Source organism: Terriglobia bacterium (assembly GCA_020072645.1).
Classification (GTDB): domain Bacteria; phylum Acidobacteriota; class Terriglobia; order Terriglobales; family Acidobacteriaceae; genus Angelobacter.
In genome coordinates, this window is the sequence record JAIQGK010000019.1 from 36,736 (window position 1) to 53,647 (window position 16,912).

17 protein-coding genes are annotated in these 16,912 nt (G+C 55.2%); 3 read left to right on the forward strand and 14 right to left on the reverse strand.

Features of this window, described 5'->3' with window-relative positions; genetic code table 11:
- Position 1: 1 nt before the first annotated feature.
- The 3 genes from LAO76_23930 to queG all read right to left on the reverse strand — a co-directional run bounded on the left by LAO76_23930 (position 2) and on the right by queG (position 2,455).
- Complete coding sequence (locus tag LAO76_23930; protein ID MBZ5493982.1) at positions 2 to 883, reverse strand: YwiC-like family protein; 882 nt, start codon at positions 881 to 883, stop codon at positions 2 to 4.
- Between the two features lie 107 nt (positions 884 to 990).
- Positions 991 to 1,323, reverse strand: a complete 333-nt coding sequence (locus LAO76_23935; protein ID MBZ5493983.1) for a PilZ domain-containing protein — start codon at positions 1,321 to 1,323, stop codon at positions 991 to 993.
- Between the two features lie 43 nt (positions 1,324 to 1,366).
- Complete coding sequence (queG, locus tag LAO76_23940; GenBank protein MBZ5493984.1) at positions 1,367 to 2,455, reverse strand: tRNA epoxyqueuosine(34) reductase QueG; 1,089 nt, start codon at positions 2,453 to 2,455, stop codon at positions 1,367 to 1,369.
- Positions 2,456 to 2,693: 238 nt separating this feature from the next.
- Here queG and LAO76_23945 point away from each other — a divergent pair, with 238 nt between their 5' ends.
- On the forward strand, positions 2,694 to 3,944 hold the full coding sequence (locus LAO76_23945; GenBank protein MBZ5493985.1) for a zinc ribbon domain-containing protein: 1,251 nt from the start codon (positions 2,694 to 2,696) through the stop codon (positions 3,942 to 3,944).
- A gap of 10 nt (positions 3,945 to 3,954) precedes the next feature.
- Here the strand turns inward: LAO76_23945 and LAO76_23950 are convergent, their stop codons facing one another.
- Positions 3,955 to 4,230 carry a DUF507 family protein gene (locus LAO76_23950; protein ID MBZ5493986.1) on the reverse strand — a complete coding sequence of 92 codons (276 nt, stop codon included), beginning with the start codon at positions 4,228 to 4,230 and terminating at the stop codon, positions 3,955 to 3,957.
- Complete coding sequence (locus LAO76_23955; protein ID MBZ5493987.1) at positions 4,227 to 4,505, reverse strand: DUF507 family protein; 279 nt, start codon at positions 4,503 to 4,505, stop codon at positions 4,227 to 4,229. Before LAO76_23955 ends, LAO76_23950 begins: the two co-directional genes overlap by 4 nt.
- A gap of 217 nt (positions 4,506 to 4,722) precedes the next feature.
- On the opposite strand from LAO76_23955, the gene LAO76_23960 reads away from it, so the two are divergent.
- Both LAO76_23960 and LAO76_23965 read left to right on the forward strand, forming a co-directional pair.
- Positions 4,723 to 5,964: a hypothetical protein gene (locus LAO76_23960; GenBank protein MBZ5493988.1), complete on the forward strand. Its 1,242-nt coding sequence runs from the start codon at positions 4,723 to 4,725 to the stop codon at positions 5,962 to 5,964.
- Positions 5,965 to 6,066: 102 nt separating this feature from the next.
- Positions 6,067 to 7,044 carry an LLM class flavin-dependent oxidoreductase gene (locus LAO76_23965; protein ID MBZ5493989.1) on the forward strand — a complete coding sequence of 326 codons (978 nt, stop codon included), beginning with the start codon at positions 6,067 to 6,069 and terminating at the stop codon, positions 7,042 to 7,044.
- Positions 7,045 to 7,247: 203 nt separating this feature from the next.
- Here LAO76_23965 and LAO76_23970 read toward each other — a convergent pair whose 3' ends face one another.
- The 9 genes from LAO76_23970 to LAO76_24010 all read right to left on the reverse strand — a co-directional run bounded on the left by LAO76_23970 (position 7,248) and on the right by LAO76_24010 (position 16,564).
- Positions 7,248 to 7,841, reverse strand: a complete 594-nt coding sequence (locus tag LAO76_23970; protein ID MBZ5493990.1) for a hypothetical protein — start codon at positions 7,839 to 7,841, stop codon at positions 7,248 to 7,250.
- A gap of 10 nt (positions 7,842 to 7,851) precedes the next feature.
- Positions 7,852 to 8,442, reverse strand: a complete 591-nt coding sequence (locus LAO76_23975) for a hypothetical protein (GenBank protein ID MBZ5493991.1) — start codon at positions 8,440 to 8,442, stop codon at positions 7,852 to 7,854.
- Positions 8,435 to 9,040: an RNA polymerase sigma factor gene (locus LAO76_23980; GenBank protein MBZ5493992.1), complete on the reverse strand. Its 606-nt coding sequence runs from the start codon at positions 9,038 to 9,040 to the stop codon at positions 8,435 to 8,437. Before LAO76_23980 ends, LAO76_23975 begins: the two co-directional genes overlap by 8 nt.
- A gap of 397 nt (positions 9,041 to 9,437) precedes the next feature.
- Complete coding sequence (locus LAO76_23985) at positions 9,438 to 10,136, reverse strand: M48 family peptidase (GenBank protein MBZ5493993.1); 699 nt, start codon at positions 10,134 to 10,136, stop codon at positions 9,438 to 9,440.
- A gap of 137 nt (positions 10,137 to 10,273) precedes the next feature.
- Complete coding sequence (locus tag LAO76_23990; protein MBZ5493994.1) at positions 10,274 to 10,828, reverse strand: hypothetical protein; 555 nt, start codon at positions 10,826 to 10,828, stop codon at positions 10,274 to 10,276.
- Positions 10,825 to 11,274, reverse strand: a complete 450-nt coding sequence (locus LAO76_23995; GenBank protein ID MBZ5493995.1) for a hypothetical protein — start codon at positions 11,272 to 11,274, stop codon at positions 10,825 to 10,827. Before LAO76_23995 ends, LAO76_23990 begins: the two co-directional genes overlap by 4 nt.
- A gap of 2 nt (positions 11,275 to 11,276) precedes the next feature.
- Positions 11,277 to 12,578, reverse strand: coding sequence for a tetratricopeptide repeat protein (locus LAO76_24000; GenBank protein ID MBZ5493996.1), 1,302 nt, complete (start codon positions 12,576 to 12,578; stop codon positions 11,277 to 11,279).
- A complete protein-coding gene (gene uvrA / locus LAO76_24005) occupies positions 12,565 to 15,615 on the reverse strand; it encodes an excinuclease ABC subunit UvrA (protein ID MBZ5493997.1) in 3,051 nt (1,016 codons plus the stop codon). Before uvrA ends, LAO76_24000 begins: the two co-directional genes overlap by 14 nt.
- Before the next feature lie 535 nt (positions 15,616 to 16,150).
- Positions 16,151 to 16,564: a hypothetical protein gene (locus LAO76_24010; protein MBZ5493998.1), complete on the reverse strand. Its 414-nt coding sequence runs from the start codon at positions 16,562 to 16,564 to the stop codon at positions 16,151 to 16,153.
- Between the last annotated feature and the right edge of the window lie 348 nt (positions 16,565 to 16,912).

The following is a 16,912-nucleotide window of genomic DNA, read 5'->3' on the forward strand; positions in this document are numbered from 1 at the left end:
TCTAAGCGTGCAAAAGGAACGCGCCAATCATAAGGATGTTGAATAGAAGCCCCTGCAACAGCTCACTGACGCCAAGAATGTGAACGCCCAGCGGTCGCCAGGGCCTGACCAACCAAACGCTGAGACGGATGAGGGAAGGAACGAAGGCGAGCATCAGAAGGAACGGTGCAAATCCAGCGAATGCCGCTGTAATGGACGCGCCAATCATCAACAAGTGCAGGAAGCATACGGCCATGCTGCTGCGTAGTTTCTGCCGGCGTGACCTCACCTGCGCTGTGCTAATGCGCAGATGAACGTATTCGATTTGACCCACGGCAAAAAGCCATGACGCAAGCCAGAGTAGAATACTTGTCCCGTCGATGCGGCCAGTGGCAGCATAATAGGCTCCAGCGGCCGTCGAACTGAGGCCCATCGCGCCGATCAACTGCTTGGGAACTCGCATGCGTCGCGAACTGCCGAGCAGAATCCGGACTGCAAAGCATCCTAATGCGACCAGGCCAAAACCCACGACCAGCCCACGATGCCAATGGAAAAGCTCCAAGACCCCGGCAGTTGCGATTACAGCTAATGCGATTACCGATATTATTGCGACGCGCTGCTGCCGCTGGGAACGGGCTTTTATGAGGGAAAATCCCAAAAGACTTTCCAAAGGTTGATAGATCAAAAATGCGGAGAGAGCGGTCAACAAGAACCAAAGAGCCGGTTGCAACCATGCGTTAGGTGCTCGATACCCTATGATGGCGCCGCTGATCAGCGGAAAAAGTAGAAGTCCCCATGTGCCATGTTCCCTGGGAACCAACACTCTAATTGCGGGTCTGGATGGGCCGGGAAAGACCAAGATCTTTCCTGCCGGCGCGGCCGCAATTTTGCCCTGAGCGTTCATCGGAAACCATTCTCAGGGATAAGCTCACATTCGGCTGTGATTTTAGTCACAGTGACAACAATGGCTGCCGTGAGGAATGAAGATCAAAAGTGCGGAAAAGCCCGTCCTCAGGCCATACGCAGATCGCGCGTGGTGCGGCGAATCATTTCTTTCTGCTGTTCGGTGATCTGGACAAACTTGAATCCGTATTGGAAGCCGTGCCGATAACGCACCTCTGCTTTGATCTTCAACGGTTCCTTGCCTTCTGAAAGCTGCAACTCCAGTTCGACAATTTCTCCAATATCAATCTCGCTGGGGATAGTTGCTCCCACCCCGCCTTCGGCGATGTCCTTTGTCCGTCCAATGAATGTTTCTTTTGCCCGGACGGCGATTCGCAAATCCAGAAGATAACGCGAATGCGCTCGGGGAAGGGTCCACGGATGCTGTTTATTCTGGGACATGGCTCTTGAGACCTTAACACAATGTTCCTTTTTGGGGACTTACCTAGCGCGATTCGTCTGTAAGCTTCCTGAGCGCCCATTCTGCGTGCTCTGCGACCACGGTATCTTCCTCGGCGGCCATCTCTTGCAAATCCGCTACAAAAGCTTTGTTACCGCTGTTGCCCATGGCAATGGCGACGTTGCGCTTCAAGCCAGAATATTTCGCCCGTTTCACAGGCGAGCCGCGAAACGTCTTACGGTAAGCTTCTTCATCCATCTGCGCCAGCCAGCGCAGGTCAGGATGGAAAAGTCGTTCCTGCGGTTGAAATTCCGGCACGGAAGTAGGCGGCGCATTGCCGGACTTGTTGTTCCACGGGCAGACATCCTGGCAAATATCGCAACCAAAGATGTGATGCCCCATGTCCGCTCTCAGTTCTTCAGGCACGCTGCCGCGCTTTTCAATGGTGAGATAAGCGATACATAGCCGGGCGTCCATCTTCCCGGGAGCCACAATGGCATGCGTGGGACAAGCGTCAATGCAGCGCGTGCAGCTTCCGCAGCGGTCGGCGGCAGCGGTGTCTGGCGGCAGCTCAAGGGACGTAAGGATAACTCCCAGAAACAGCCATGATCCCATTTTCTGGTTGATAATGCAGGTGTTCTTGCCAATCCATCCGATCCCTGCATACTTGGCGTAAACGCGTTCCAGAATTGGTCCGGTATCAACATAGCTGCGGGTTTGGATTTCGGCGTTCTGCGCAGCGGCAGCTTGCTGAATCGAAGCTTCCACCTGTCGCAGCCGCGGCAGCAGCGCGTCATGATAGTCCTTTGTGCCCCAGGCGTAGCGTGAGATCCAGCCTCGTTCCGGGTCGTTGGCCTGGATCGAGTAAGGCTTGCCAGCGCTATAATTCAGTGCGCAAACAATCATGGAGCGCACCCAGGGCGCGGCGTTCGTGGCAGAAGCGCGGCGAAGCTCGCCTGCCTCCGTGCGCGATTCCATGTACTTCATTTCTCCGGCGCGGCCCGCATCCACCCATTCGATGAAGGCGCCAAGCTCCGGCATGTCCTCTTTGCGGACAGGTGCAATCCCGGCCAGATCAAAGCCGGCCTCTACGGCGGCTTGCTTGGCGATCTTCGCGAGTTCTTCTGCAAACATCATGGTGGAGTTCGATTATCCCTTATTGCGGATGCGAACTTAAACTCCTGTCTAAGGATACGTAAATGAACCAGTAATGAAACGCCTTAGAGAGTACTAAGGCCCGCTTTCTTTCTGCGGGATTAAGAAAAATGAGCTAGCAGCTTATCAGCGCAAGATATCATCCTATCTTTAGTAGCTGAGCTGCTGTTTTTAGGATACGTGTGTTAACGGCACTCAAAGGAGTCTAAAGGTCCTCATGCTTTGTACCTTCTGCGGGACTGAAAATCGTCCGGAATATAAGTTTTGCGGCTCGTGCGGTGTGCGGCTGGAACGGCGGCAAGCTGAGCGAAGGAGCCGCCAGTCCGGAAGCACAAAGTGTGCAGGCTGCGGCCATGTGAATGAGCCCGGCATGAAGTTTTGCGGCATGTGCGGAACCCGCGTAGAACGCCGCATGGAAGAGCGTCGTGGTACCGGCGATGCAGCGCGCGCGGCTGCAATCGCAAATGCACAATTGCCGCCGCCGGAATTAAAAGGCAGGGCAACTACGCAGGTTGCTGCGCCAGAACTATCCGATGAAGCTCCTGTCGCGCTGCCTCGCAGGGGAGAACCGGCAATCTTTCGCAATGAACCTCCGCGCGCTGGGGTCGTGCGTGCTGAATCCGCATCCAGTGAATCTGTCCGCCAGGAGTCTGCAAATAGCGGTCGCATTAGTGGACCCTCTTTTCTGGGCCTGAATTCTCAGCCGGACAACAATGAGGGCGTCGAATATCTGCTGGAAGACGAGCCTTCCGGCGGCGGCTTAAGGAAGGTGCTTCTGCTGCTGGTGCTCGCCGCCATCCTGGGCCTTCTGTTTGTGCAATGGCGATCAAGTTTTAAAGCCAGTCCAAAACCGCCCGCGCCGGCAAAATCAGATCCATCAACTCCAGCCAATGCCCCGCAGGGAAACAATCAACCTTCTGATCCACTGATACCCGCTGTTACTGAAGCACCTAAGACCGCGGCCAGCGGAAGCAATGCCGTCACGGCCGGTGCGGTTTCTGAAGTAAAAGCGCCACGGGCAGAACCTACAGCGCTGGAAACCACGTCGCCCAGCCCATTGGCCACAAGCTCAGACGAGGGGACAACCTCGGCAAAATCCTCCGCTGAGAAAGCCCTGCCCGACTCAGACAGCAAAGGAGCAGAAGAAGCACGCATTCCTGACTACAAGCCCAGTGCTGCTCTGGTCCGGGCCCAGCAATACATTCGCGGAGCCGGCGGTGTACAGCAGAACTGCGAACAGGGCATGCTGTATCTGCGCGCAGCCACGGACAAGAGCGATCCCGGCGCGGCCATCCAGATGGCGGCGCTTTATTCCAGCGGCCTCTGTGTGAAGCAGGACCGCGTGATGGCTTACAGGTGGTTCAACTCAGCGCATGAGCTTCAGCCCGCTAACATGTGGATACAAAAAAACATGGACCAACTGTGGGCGCAAATGTCGTCACAGGAACGCCGCCTGGCAGGCTACTGAAACTCGATTTCTAAATTCCCAGCTTCTTAACTTCTTCGTTGTAATACTTGCGGTAGAGGATGTCCCATTCCTGTGTGCCTTCCGCAATGGTCCGCTTCTGGCTTTCAATTTTTGCGCGCGCAGCCACATCGATCTTGGCTTCTGCCATGAGCAGCTCTTCCAGAATGCGGCGCGCTTCCATGCGGATGGTATTCGGATCTTCAATGAACTCAACGTCGTCGAGCGTCGCCAGCGCGTCAGCAACGCTGTGGGCAAGCCTGTTTACCTTGTCACGAGAAAGTCTCACAGCACCGCCTTATACTTGCGCACCAGTTCGCCTTTAACTTTCTTGAACATCTCCTGATAGCTGGCGCCGGCGCGCTGCATTTCATCCTGGTATTGCTCCAGGATCAAGCGGACCTCGTCGTTGATGCGATCTTCCAATTGCAGTTCTTCCAGCAGCGCATTATTGAGCGCAGCTGAAACCGCCGGGACATTCTTGGTTTCAATGAATTCCCCGGCAATCAGTTTTTGGGTTACCTGGCGGGCTAAATACCCGACATATTCTTTGGAAAGGAGCATGCTTTTTTAGACGGTATGTGCTTGAAAAGAATAGTTTATCATACCGCGCGGTTGTGTACCCAGGGCGACGGGCGGCGGTTTTGTGCTCCGTTCTGCCTCGCCATGCCGCCTGGCGCTCCTTCCGGTTGATCTGCGGATCGCGACCTCTTGCGCGGTGCTCGTGAACAATTGGCAATCCATATCGATGTTGTTCTAACCTATCCGCTGGTGATTGAAAATGTTTCGCAAACTTGTTGCTTTGTTCATGCTTCTGGCGGTAGTCGCCTCTCCCGCGTCCGGTTTTGATAGCTTCTGGCATTCTGAAGCCACGCGCAAAGTGGCTGAAGCGAACGGATTCAGTGAAGATGCGCGCAAGATCATGCAACTCGGCAACTTTTCACCGGACTTCTTTGGGCCTGTATCTGACTTTGCCGCAAACAATCTCCACGGTCAGGGCCTTAACGCGCTCAATCAGTATCTGGCAAAAAGCGCACAGGACCGCGACGCCGCCATCTTCCTCCACTTCGACAACCTAAATGGTGAGTTGGACCGCAATTCTAAATTCGACGCGTTATTCAATCGCCTGCTCACAAATACGCAATGGGTGCTTGGCGGTTACATCAAGCAGACCAACGCTGACGAGCGCACGCGCAAAGTCATGACGCTGATCGTGCTTGGCGCTTCGCTCCACGCCATTCAGGATTTCTACAGCCACTCTGACTGGATTCATCATGATTTCAACAACACGGCGGTAAAGCCCGTCCGTCTGCCTTCGGGTGAACTTCGCGCGCCCACATGGTTTGAATATCGTGATCAGGCCGGCGATCCGGACAAGTGGCCGTTCCAGGTCAAGACCGGCATCTATCCTCCTGTTGCGGGGGCCGTGAATACGCACACGCACATGAATCACGATAATTCTCGCCTCCTCTATAGGGAGTATGAGACTGCGGGCCAGCCACTCGTCTCCCAGGCCAAGTATCATGATGCCGGGCCAGTGCCGGCCCATGAACAGGATGAAGCTTCTGCCTTTGCTCATCAGCAGATGGCGTATAACACGGCCATTGCGGCAAGCATTGAGTGGGTGAAGAAAGTTGAAGAGTACCCTGACGCCAAAGCGGCCATTGAGTCTGCGAAAAACTGGCAGTTGAAATTGAAAGATCCCAAACTCGTGCGAGAGCTGGAAGCCGGCCAGATTACTGAGATGGCGCTCTCCTGCGCAGCCGGAAAATGGGACGGCGAAGACCCGCCCGGCGATCGTGGCGTGCTTTGCAAAACGGTGCTTGATAAAACCATCACCCCAAGTTCCGCTTCCAGCGCGGCGAATATTGAATCCATTATTGTTGGCCTGGCTACCGGAGCTGCCTTTCCTTACGCGCTGAAATATACCGGTAAATTCTGGGACGTTCACCGCCAGTATCATCTTTTAGATCACCTCGCCGCCGGGATCGGAGCTGCGCGCCATTACAGCCAGAAGCAATAAGTGAGTGCGCCAGGTTGATTCGCAAAAGGCCGCACTGTTTTTAGTTGTGAACCTCAAGTAACGTTCCAGGCATCAGTATTGATGAATCACACAAAGGAATCTTTGGTCCCTTTCTCTATTCTTGATCTCGCATTCGTCGCGCAGGGTTCCACGCCGGCGGACGCCTTGCACCATTCCCTTGATCTGGCGCAGCACGCTGAGCGCTGGGGCTATCGCCGCTTCTGGCTGGCCGAGCACCACAATATGGTCGGCATTGCCAGCGCCGCCACTTCCGTTGTCATCGGATACGTTGCCGGAGGCACCAAAACCATCCGCGTTGGCGCGGGCGGAATCATGTTGCCGAACCATTCACCTATCGTCATCGCGGAACAGTTTGGCACTCTTGAATCGCTTTACCCCGGGCGCATCGATCTTGGCCTTGGCCGCGCTCCCGGCACTGACCAACGAACTCTGCGAGCGCTGCGCCGTGATCCCAACAGCGCCGATAGTTTTCCTGACGACGTGCGCGAGCTTCAGGCATTTCTCGGTCCGCTGCAAGCAGGGCAAACAGTCCAGGCCGTTCCCGGCACTGGGCTCAACGTGCCAATATGGATTCTCGGCTCCAGTCTCTTTGGCGCGCAGCTTGCCGCCGACTTTGGCCTCCCTTATGCTTTCGCTTCCCACTTCGCTCCGGACGCGCTCATGCTGGCGCTTCAGGTCTATCGCAGGGAATTTCGGCCGTCGGCCCAACTCCAGAAGCCCTACGCCATGGTCGGCATAAACGTAATTGCCGCCGATACAGATGCAGAAGCGCGACGGCTTTTTACCTCTGCCCAGCAGGGCTTTACCAATGCCGTGCGCGGCACGCGCCGCCAGCTTGCGCCGCCCATTGATGACATTGAGTCGTATTGGTCGCCCATGGAAAAAGCGCATGTTTCCAATATGCTGGCCTGCTCGTTTGTCGGCTCGCCACAAACCATCCGCACCGGATTGGAAACATTCATCCGGCAAACCGCCGCCGACGAGCTTATGGTCGCTTCCGCTATCTATGACCATTCCGCGCGACTGCATTCTTACGAACTGCTTGCGGGGATCAGGTAGTCGAGACGCACAGATTTTTAATTCAACCAAATCTGTGATGTCGGCTTTTCTCCTGCTTTGTGTTCCTTCGTGTCCTTTGTGGTAAAAGTTCTCGGCTTTCCAATTACGGCACAAGAGTCTCTGCATTCGGAAACAGTCCGCCCGACACCGCTGGCCAAAAAACAAAAGGCGCCGCAGCGCCTTTGCTCTTCCTGTCCATCTGATCAATCCAACTTCGTCGCAGTCACTTCCACCTGCATGCGCTTGGTACTGTTGATGTCGTCCACAGTGGTGAGAATAGCTGGTTTGCCCAGTGTCAGCAGCTCCCAGGAATCTGTTCGCGTGGTCCGCAGGAACGGGGCTGCCAGGCCGGCATTCCCAGTGGCGTTGGCAATCTGCTCCGGGCGGATAAAGCTGCTGATTTCAATATCGCAGTGGAGCTGCAACCTGCGGTCCACTTGTTCCTTCATGGAACAGTTAATCCTTAATCCGACATCAGTATACGTATACGCCTTGTCGCCCCCCTTTTCCAGCGTAGTTATAGGGACCTTTGTAGCAACCCTTATGTTCGAAGGCTGATTGTCCGTTCTGCCAATCATCATGTAATCGCGCTGGTTGGTGCGTTTGCCATCCTCCAGCTCATACATCACGAAGGCCAGCTTGAAAAAGTTCTCTGTCATGCCTTCCCGGCCTGCCAGAATATCTTTCTTGGCTGATTGGTCCTTAGTTGGCTGGTCGGCTGCATCTTTCGCCGGCTGCTGTGCCGCCAGGCTTGAGACAAGCGTTAGAGCAAGTATCACCTTGGTAAAAATCTTCATGGTTCTCTCCTTATCGAGTATTGCTGAGTTTTTGAGGAATATGCATTGGGTCGGGAATGGCTTCAGTCTGGTCCTGATCGCCCACCACTGGCGGCTCGTCAGGATGGCTTTGCGCGATCACCTGTTCACGCGGCGTGCCTGCCAAATAACTGAGCAATAATTTCTCTTGCTCCGATAATGGCGTTGGCGTGGGGAAGACTGCCGGACGCTCATTCAATGCCAGAGCCGCATTCTGTGGCCGCGTGGGCGCTAACGGTTTGCGCGGACGAATCTTGACCGTTTCATTGCGTACAGCCGGCGCGCGTGGCTGAATGTTTGGTTGGGGAATAGCTGGGCTGGTCTTAACGATCACGTGTGTCGGCGGCGCAATTCGATGCCTTCCACCAATCAATACCGCAGCCGCGATGATTACGGCCGCAACCATTCCCGCCGAAAGCCATTTGAAATTCCACCATCCGTGTGCTGTTTCCTTTTCTGGCGTCTCACGCAGGCTCGCCAGGATCCGGGTTTCCAGCCCCGGTCGAGGTTCGGCCGAGGAATAGTTGGCCAGCAGCGAGTCCAGCATTTTGTCCACCCGTTTATCTTTTTCCTGGTCAGCCATGTTTCCTCCCCTCCAGCAGGACCGTTAATTTCTCTTTGAGCTGCTTGCGTGCCCGGAACAGTCGCGTCCGCACCGACCCTTCCGGTATCTTCATTACCTCGGCAATCTCCGCCGAGTTCAACTCCTGGATCGTGGATAGTTCCAATGTGTTGCGTAGATCTTCCGGCAAACCAGCAATCAAACGTTCGAGCATTTGCTGCATCTGCGCATTGGCAAGCTGTTGATCTGCGGCGACTGCCAAATCCGGAATCGATTGTGCTAGTTCCACTCCCGCTTGCTCATCGCTCAGCGAAACCATGCTCAGCGAAACGATTGCGCGACTGGAACGTCTTTTGTCCAGCGCCGTTGTCCACGCAATGCGAGCGAGCCATGTTTTAGCGTTGCTTACTTCATGCAGGCGGTCCTTCTGTTTCCATACCCGAAGAAAGCATTCCTGCGCTGCATCTTCCGCGTCATGGTGGTTGCGCAGGATGGAATAGGCGATGCGAAAGACCATTCGGGAATGGTCTGCCACCAGCGTTTCAACTGTGGGCGCCGCAGCTTCCATGGCAATCGCCGATTTCAGAACCGTATCTCCCAAAATTGCCTGCCCCGCCATTTCTCGCCTTCCCTGTGAAGAAAGACTGCTGGAGAACGAAAAGTGTTCTGATATTTTGCGGTTATTTTCGGGACAGGGCTGCGGCGGCGATCACAGTTCCGATGCGACCCAAGAAAGACGGTCCGCGAGCGGGACCCGGGAAAGATCATTTAGAGCGTTTGCTAAATTGATGTACCCGCTACATACATCACGCTCAGCGATCCATCTCACCCAGCGGCGCACCGTCCTGGGGTGAGTCACACCAACCGCAAAGTTTTTCGACAAGGTTTCCGCGAAGCCGAAGGATCGGCTCTGCTGCATCACAGGGCTATCCAGGACTGCTCCGATGATCGGCTGCCCTGAAGAGCAGCGGAGCAGATCCTTCACCTCGCATCGGGAGCACGGTAAAGAAGAGCGGCTAGTCGAGAGTCCCCAGGCGCTTCAAGAATTCCTGAGCTTCTTTGAATTGTGGAAACAATTTTTCTTCTTCACGGAAGGCGGCCGGATGCACCAGGCGCCGGCTGCCGCGCAGCTTGACGGGATGCCGCAGGTGCAGCATCTCATGATAGACAAGATACTCGATGGCATAGAGCGGGACGCGCGGGGAATCGAACACACGGCTGACGACGATGGTGTTATGCGCGGGATCATAGTGGCCCAGGCTGCGCAGGGACTTGTTGCCGCTCCATGTCATTTGTGGTCGAGCCATAAGGCCGTGGAAGAAGCGAAGATTCAGGTCGTCAAAAATCCGGTCGAGATCGTAATGCTTGCCCTGGGGACTCTCAATGCGCTTGCGCCCGCGAAGCTGGCGAATGAGTTGCGACTTTTGTGCCATGGCGTGACTGCCTGTGTATTTGCGGTATCGCGCGGCGTGGGCCGCATCAACCGGCTTGCGATGAAGTTTGGCAATGAGGATATGCAGGATGGCATAAAGCACCGGCTCCGGCGCGCCTTCAAGAAGATCTGAGAGGCGGACAAAGATGCGTCCCTGGCGCAGGCGGATGGTGCAATTGATGTTGGCGAAGCGATAGAAACGGACCTCAAATTCCGGCATAGGGGCGCGCGGACGCAGGTCGCGGTATGCCTGCTCAAAAATTTGCGTGAGGATGGAGGTCATTGTTTTAATCCCGAGTGCAGCGAAGGAGCCCCTATTACCTGCAAGCTGCGGAGGGAGAACGCTGATTTGAATGTGGCATGCCCATAGATCCTGGAGACAATAGCGGCCCCCCTCGCTGCGCTCGGGGTAAAAACAATCTACTTTTTCTTTTCCGACGCGCCTTTCTGATCGTGCGTGGTTTCCATGTATTCACGCGCCACATCCGCGTTGGACTTGAGGGAATCCATGGCGTCCTGCAAGACAAATCGGAAATCGGGAGCTTCTTTTTTTGTGACAGGATCAGTTTCGCTGGCTGACTTGAGCGCATTCAGCCGCTGTTCAAAGCGCGCGTCAGCATCAAGCAACTCCTTCAATCCCTTGTGGTATTGCTTGACCGTATCTTTATCCAGCGGGCGAGCTTCATATTGATCAAGATTGTCGTTGATTTCGTCCATGAGGCTGGTGAAATCTTCCAGCAGGTCATGGATCTGCTTGCCACGGTCCGCCGCCTGCTTGGGATCAAGACGAATGTGATCAATGGCCAGAAGACGCGCCTCAGTAAACTTGATCATGAGCTTGATGCGATTGTAAGGCTCCATGGCCACTTCACGAAGCTGATCGGCTTCAGCTTCAGTCAGGGGATCGCGCCTTTTGGCGGAGGCAGCCACGCTCAGCAGCAGCAACAGCAAAATTATTTTCGTAGCGATTTTCATTTGTGGTCCTTTTTCTTGTCTGGCGGGGCAAACATGGATTCGAGCACTTCTTCAGTAAGTCTTTCCAACTCCTTTTCCACGGCCTCAACCCTGGGACGGTCTTCCGCAGCCAGGGTGCGCTTCATGTTTTCCAGGCGGCGGTGACACTCGCGAAGAGATTTTTCCGTCTCTTTCATCTTCTTGCGCGTCTGGATGGCGAGATCATGTGCCTTGGTGGCGTATTGCAAAATTTCCTGCACGGTGGCGTGGCCTTTGACGGATTCTCCGTCAGTAAACTGCTTGTCTGCAACCGAGACGAGCGATTCAGCGATTTCAGCGTAAAGACGGCCTTGCTGGCCGGGCTCAGCGTGCTCAGCTTCAGCCTTGAGCTGGTCGACGGTCTTTTGCTCCGCGTTAGCGGCGAACGCGAGCGAGAGCAGGATAAGAATGAAAATGGGTTTTGACATTGTTAGTTCGGTAGAATCGCTTTGAGCCGGTGGCGTGCCTGAAACTCCTGATCAGGGAATTTGCCGGCGGCGACCCCAAGAAAAAGCTTATAGTTTGCCGCCGCAGGTTTGTACATTCTTAGATTATCGTACGCGGTGGCGCGGAGAAAATATGTGGCCGGGGTTTCCGGCTGGAGCTTGGCGCGCGCGTCCAGGACGCGGATGGTGAGCTCGTAATTCTTGTTTTGTTCCGCAGCGTAAGCGAGATCAGAATAGCCTTGGACAAGGTTTGGGTTGAGCTGGACGGCTTTGAGTAAGATCGTTTGCGCTTCAGGATACTTGAGCTGATGCATGAGGGCGGTGCCGTAGTCGAGATGAAGCTGCGCGTCAGTGGGATTCTGCGCGATCAGTGGGCGAAGAAGATCGGCGGCAGCAGGGTATTGCTTGGTTTCAAGATAGAGACTGGCGAGATCACGAGCGATTGTGGAATCGGGAGAAGTTCTGTACAACGGCTCAAGTGTGGCGATGGCTTCCTGCAATTTTCCTTCAGCGGCCTGGAGTTTGCCTAACTGAAGTTCTGCTGCGGTGCTTTGGGGGTTGGCGGAAATGTATTTGTGCAGCCAGGATTCGGCGTCGGAGAAGCGCTTTTGCTTGAGATAGAGGCTGATGAGCTGCTCAATGCTGTTATTGTTTCCGGCTTCGGCGAGCTTAAGATATTGTTGCTCAGCGGCGGCAGCGTTGCCGGAGTGCTCCGCCATGCGGGCGATGCCGAGTTGCGCTTCAGAGTTTTCGGGATCGAGTTCAGCGGCTTTTTGATAGGCTGCGAGCGCATCTTGCGGCTGGCTTTCTTCCGTAACCTGAGCCAGCGAGAGCCATGCGTCGGCGAGCGCCTGCTTGCCGCCGGTGGTCGGAGTGAGAGTGACTGCCGTTTTTAGAGCGGAAGCGGACGCAGTGAGGTCGCCGGATTTGGCGAGAGCGAGGCCAAGATTTTGTTGTGCTTCAAACCATTTGGGATCGAGCTGCGTGGCTTTTTTATAGGCAGCGATGGCTTCGGCATTCTTGCCTTGATGGCTTTGGGCGAATCCGAGATCGAACCAGGCTTGAGGGTTTTCAGCCTGAGTGGCAATGAGCGCTTGCAACTTTTCTTCGGCCTGAGAGTACTGCTGTTTTTGCAGAAGAGACTCGGCGTCTTTAAGCGCGTCTGCGGTGTGGTCGTCTGCGGTGGCTGTTTGCTGATGGGATCTATGAGTCGGGCGTGTTTGCGCGAGCGCGGGCAGAGCGAGACTTGCCAGCAACGCAACGGCAATAGCTTTAATGATGCCCATTCGATCCAGAGTTCTCGCTCTTTAAGATGCGCGCCAGCCACTTTCCGGTGTGGGATTTTGCAGATTTTGCCACGGTTTCCGGCGGGCCCGCCACAACAATCTGCCCGCCGCGTCCGCCGCCTTCAGGGCCGAGATCAATGACCCAATCGGCAACTTTGATGACATCAAGATTATGTTCTATGCAGAGCACGGAACCGCCGGCATCTATAAGCTTGCGGAAAGCGGCGAGCAGCTTGCTGACATCATCAAAGTGGAGGCCGGTGGTTGGCTCGTCAAAAATATAGAGCGCACCTTTGCCGGCGCGAGCGCGCTTGCGCTGCTCTTTTTCTTCGGGCGTGGCGGGATCAAATCCCTGCGCGCGTCCGGTGGGAACAAGATGCGCCGCAAGCTTCATGCGCTGCGCTTCGCCACCGCTCAGCGTGGTGGCGGACTGGCCGAGCCGCAGATAGCCGAGACCAACTTCTTCCAGCACGCGCATCTTGTCAGTGATCTTAGGATGTCCAGCGAAATATTGCAGCGATTCACGCACGGTGAGGTTTAGCACCTCATGAATGTTCTTGCCCTTATAGCGGACGTCGAGAATCTGCGGCTTGTAGCGTGTGCCTTTGCAATCTTCGCAGATCAGCTCGACATCGGCGAGGAACTGCATTTCGACAGTCACAGTGCCATCACCCTGGCACGTTTCGCATCGGCCGCCCGGGATATTAAAACTGAAATGGCCCGCGCCGTAGCCGTGCTTATGCGCTTCAGGGACAGACGCAAAAACTTCGCGGATCGCGTCAAATGCCTTGATGTAAGTTACAGGATTACTGCGCGGAGTCCGGCCAATGGGTGATTGATCGACTAAAATTATATCGGCAATGTATTGGCCGCCAGTGACGTGCTTAAATCCGCTCGCGGCGGGGCCGGGGCCAGCAGTGATGCCTTTTTCCGCGGCCAGCGCCTGGTACAAAACGTCATGCACCAGCGTTGATTTCCCCGAGCCCGACACGCCCGTAATTGCCACCAGCATGCCGAGCGGAATTTCCAGATTGATGTTCTTCAGATTGTGCGCCCGCGCGCCTTCAATGCGTATCATGGGCACGCCCGGCGTTCGACGATTCTGCGGAATCTGTATCCGCAGCTCCTGGTTCAGATATCTTCCCGTCAGCGACTGCGGCATCCCCTTGATCTGCTCATACGTGGCCGACGCCATCACCTTGCCGCCGTTTTCTCCCGCGCCGGGACCAAGGTCCAGGATCAGGTCCGCTGCGCGCATGACTTCAGGATCGTGTTCCACGACCAGAATCGTATTGCCCAGATTCCGCAGCTCATGCAAAATCGACACCAGCCTCGCCGTGTCCCTGCTATGCAGCCCAATCGACGGCTCATCCAGCACGTACAACGCGCCCACAAGCCGCGATCCCAGCGATGTTGCCAGCTGAATGCGTTGCGCTTCACCGCCGCTCAGCGTTGAAGCCAGCCGATCCAGCGTCAGATACTCCAGGCCAACATCGTTCAGGAATTTCAAGCGTTCCTGAATCTGCTCCAGAATTTTTCCTGCAATCTCCGTTTTCTCCGGTGACAGTTTCAGCGTCTTAAAGAATTCTGCTGCGGCTTCCACCGTCAACTGCGTCAGCTCGCGGATATTCCTGCCATCAATCTTCACTTGCAGCGCGTCCGCGCGCAGCCTGCCTCCGCCGCACTCCGGACACACCGCATACCCGCGATACCTGCTCAAAAACACGCGCACATGCAGCTTATATTTCTTGCGTTCCAGCGCCGCAAAAAATCCCTGTATGCCGGGAAACTTGCCTTCGCCTTCTATTACCAGCTCTCGCTGCTCCTTGCTCAAGTCCTGCCACGGCACATCAAACGGCACGCCACTCTGCCGCGCAAACTTCCGCAACTCCGCCTGCCACGGACGATACTTCGGCTTGGTAAACGGCTCAATCGCGCCTTCACTCAGCGTCTTCGTCACGTCCGGAATCACCAGGTTCAAATCAAAATCTATCGTGTTGCCAAATCCCTGGCACCTGGGGCACGCGCCAAAAGGATTGTTAAATGAAAACAGCGGCGGCTCCGGCTCTTCATACTTAATGTGGCACGTCTTGCATTCGAAGCGATGGCTGAATCGCCACTGCATGGGTGTCACCATCATTGCCAAGTCATCAAAATCAGCGTCGGGCGCGGCATCGACGTTCGACTGCACCGGTACCGCCAGCTCAAATACTGTCTCTCCCGCTTCTCGATATCCAGTCTCCAGCGCGTCCACAATTCTTGTCCGCTGATCTGGCCCTGTAACAATGCGATCAATCAGCACATACACGGGCTGGCTGAAATCGATGTCCAGCAGCGACTCCGGCGTCGCGAACTCAAAGATCTGTCCGTTCTGGAAGAGCCGGCCAAAACCTTTTTTGCGCAGATCAAACAGGCGCTCGCGCAGCGCGTTCACCGCTGTTTCAGAAATCACCGCAGCTTTTGCTGACTTCTTTTTTCGGCCTCCCGTTTTTCCTTTTTCCGGCTTGGCCGACGGCGGCGTCACTGCCAAGACAGGGAAGAGCACATTCAGCCGCGTGCCTTCTGGCAAACCTAAAATCGTCTGCGCAACTTCATCTACCGTATCTTTCTTTACTCCCTGTCCGCAGTTCCGGCAAAACGTGCGCCCCACGCGCGCATAGAGCAACCGCAGGTAGTCGTAAATCTCCGTGGCCGTGGCTACCGTTGACCGAGGATTACGGGTCGAATTCTTCTGCCTTATGGCAATCGCCGGCGCAATGCCATCAATCAGGTCAACATCGGGCTTCTCAATGCGCTCCAGAAATTGCCGGGCATATGCTGAAAGCGACTCCACATAGCGCCGCTGTCCCTCGGCATAAATCGTGTCAAAGGCCAGGGAACTCTTGCCGCTCCCGGAAACGCCCGTCACCACCGTGAGCTGGTTATGCGGAATCTCAAAATCAATGTTCTTGAGATTGTGCACACGTGCTCCGCGCACAATAATGCTTTCGCTCTCCGCGACCTTTACTTTTTCCGATGTGTTTCCAGTTACAGCCATGGTTACCCGTGTTTCTCGATCTTTTGCCGCCGTTCTGCGGGCATAGACGCATGCAGTCTCGGCGAGTGAGGCGGAATCCTTTATTGTAATTGGTTTTCTCACTCAAATTCATCCGCCTCTCCATCCGCGACAATCCGCGTTAATCCCCGGTAAGTTTGCCTGCGGTTTTGCTTTTCCGATCACCGGATCACCCGATCACGCGCGATCACCCGATCACGCGCGATCACCCGATCTTGGGTTTCTCCGTGTCTCAGTGCCTCCGTGGTAGGTTTTGGTTTTTCTATCAGCGTTCATCAGCGTAAATCTGCGGCAAAAGTTTTTCTCCGTTCCAATCAGTGTCATCAGTGTTCATCAGTGGTAAGTTTTTTCGGCTTTTGCTTTTCGATCACCGGATGACCCGATCACGCGCGATCACCGATCTTGTTTTTCTCCGTGTCTCCGTGCCTCCGTGGTAGGTTTTGATTTTTTCTATCAGCGTTCATCAGCGTAAATCTGCGGCAAAAGTTTTTCTCCGTTCAGATCAGTGTCATCAGTGTTAATCAGTGGTAAGTTTCTCCGGCAAAATCAATTTCTGTTCTATCCCCAGTCCCAGTTTTCCCACCAGGCTCTTCAGCTCAATCACTTCCAGCGGACAATCCAGCCAGTTATGGCTCCAGCACACAATCAAGTCGGCCCCTGTCAGCGGATGGCCATGGAAAAGAAAATTCCGGCTCTCGTGTTCAAATTCAATTTTCACCAGCTGGCAACGGTCGCGCTCTACCCGGCGTAACGCTTCGCAATCGGGAAATTCAGATTGCACGCGGGTTATGTAAAAGCCCAGTTGCCGGGCCACGCCGCCAAACAGCAACACCACGCCCATCTCGTTAATCGGAGCGCACATCAGCGGAGAATCAAGCAACGGCTCTCCATACATGGGCTGTCCCACCATAATTCTGGGTCGCAGAAGCATGTCTTTCGTTGGCCCGGATGTCCGATTTCTGGCCCTGGCCAACTGATAATGCGGCTACCAATCTGGGCGGACGCATACCTGCCGGGTCGAAACAAATCGCGTCAATCTTGAAACTCGTCGCCGATCCTACAAAGCAGCGGAGCCGATCCCTCACCGCTCCGCTCCCCAAGGCTCGCCGTCGGGATTCGGGATAGCAGGTCGCGGGAGATGGAGTCCGGGATCAGGACGGCACGTCGAGGAGGACACGATCTTAGATCCGCACATCGTCTCGCGCTGACAAACTGCCCACGTCAAACACAACGCCCACACAACGACACGCTGTTCCGAGAGCCGAGCATCAACGCTGCA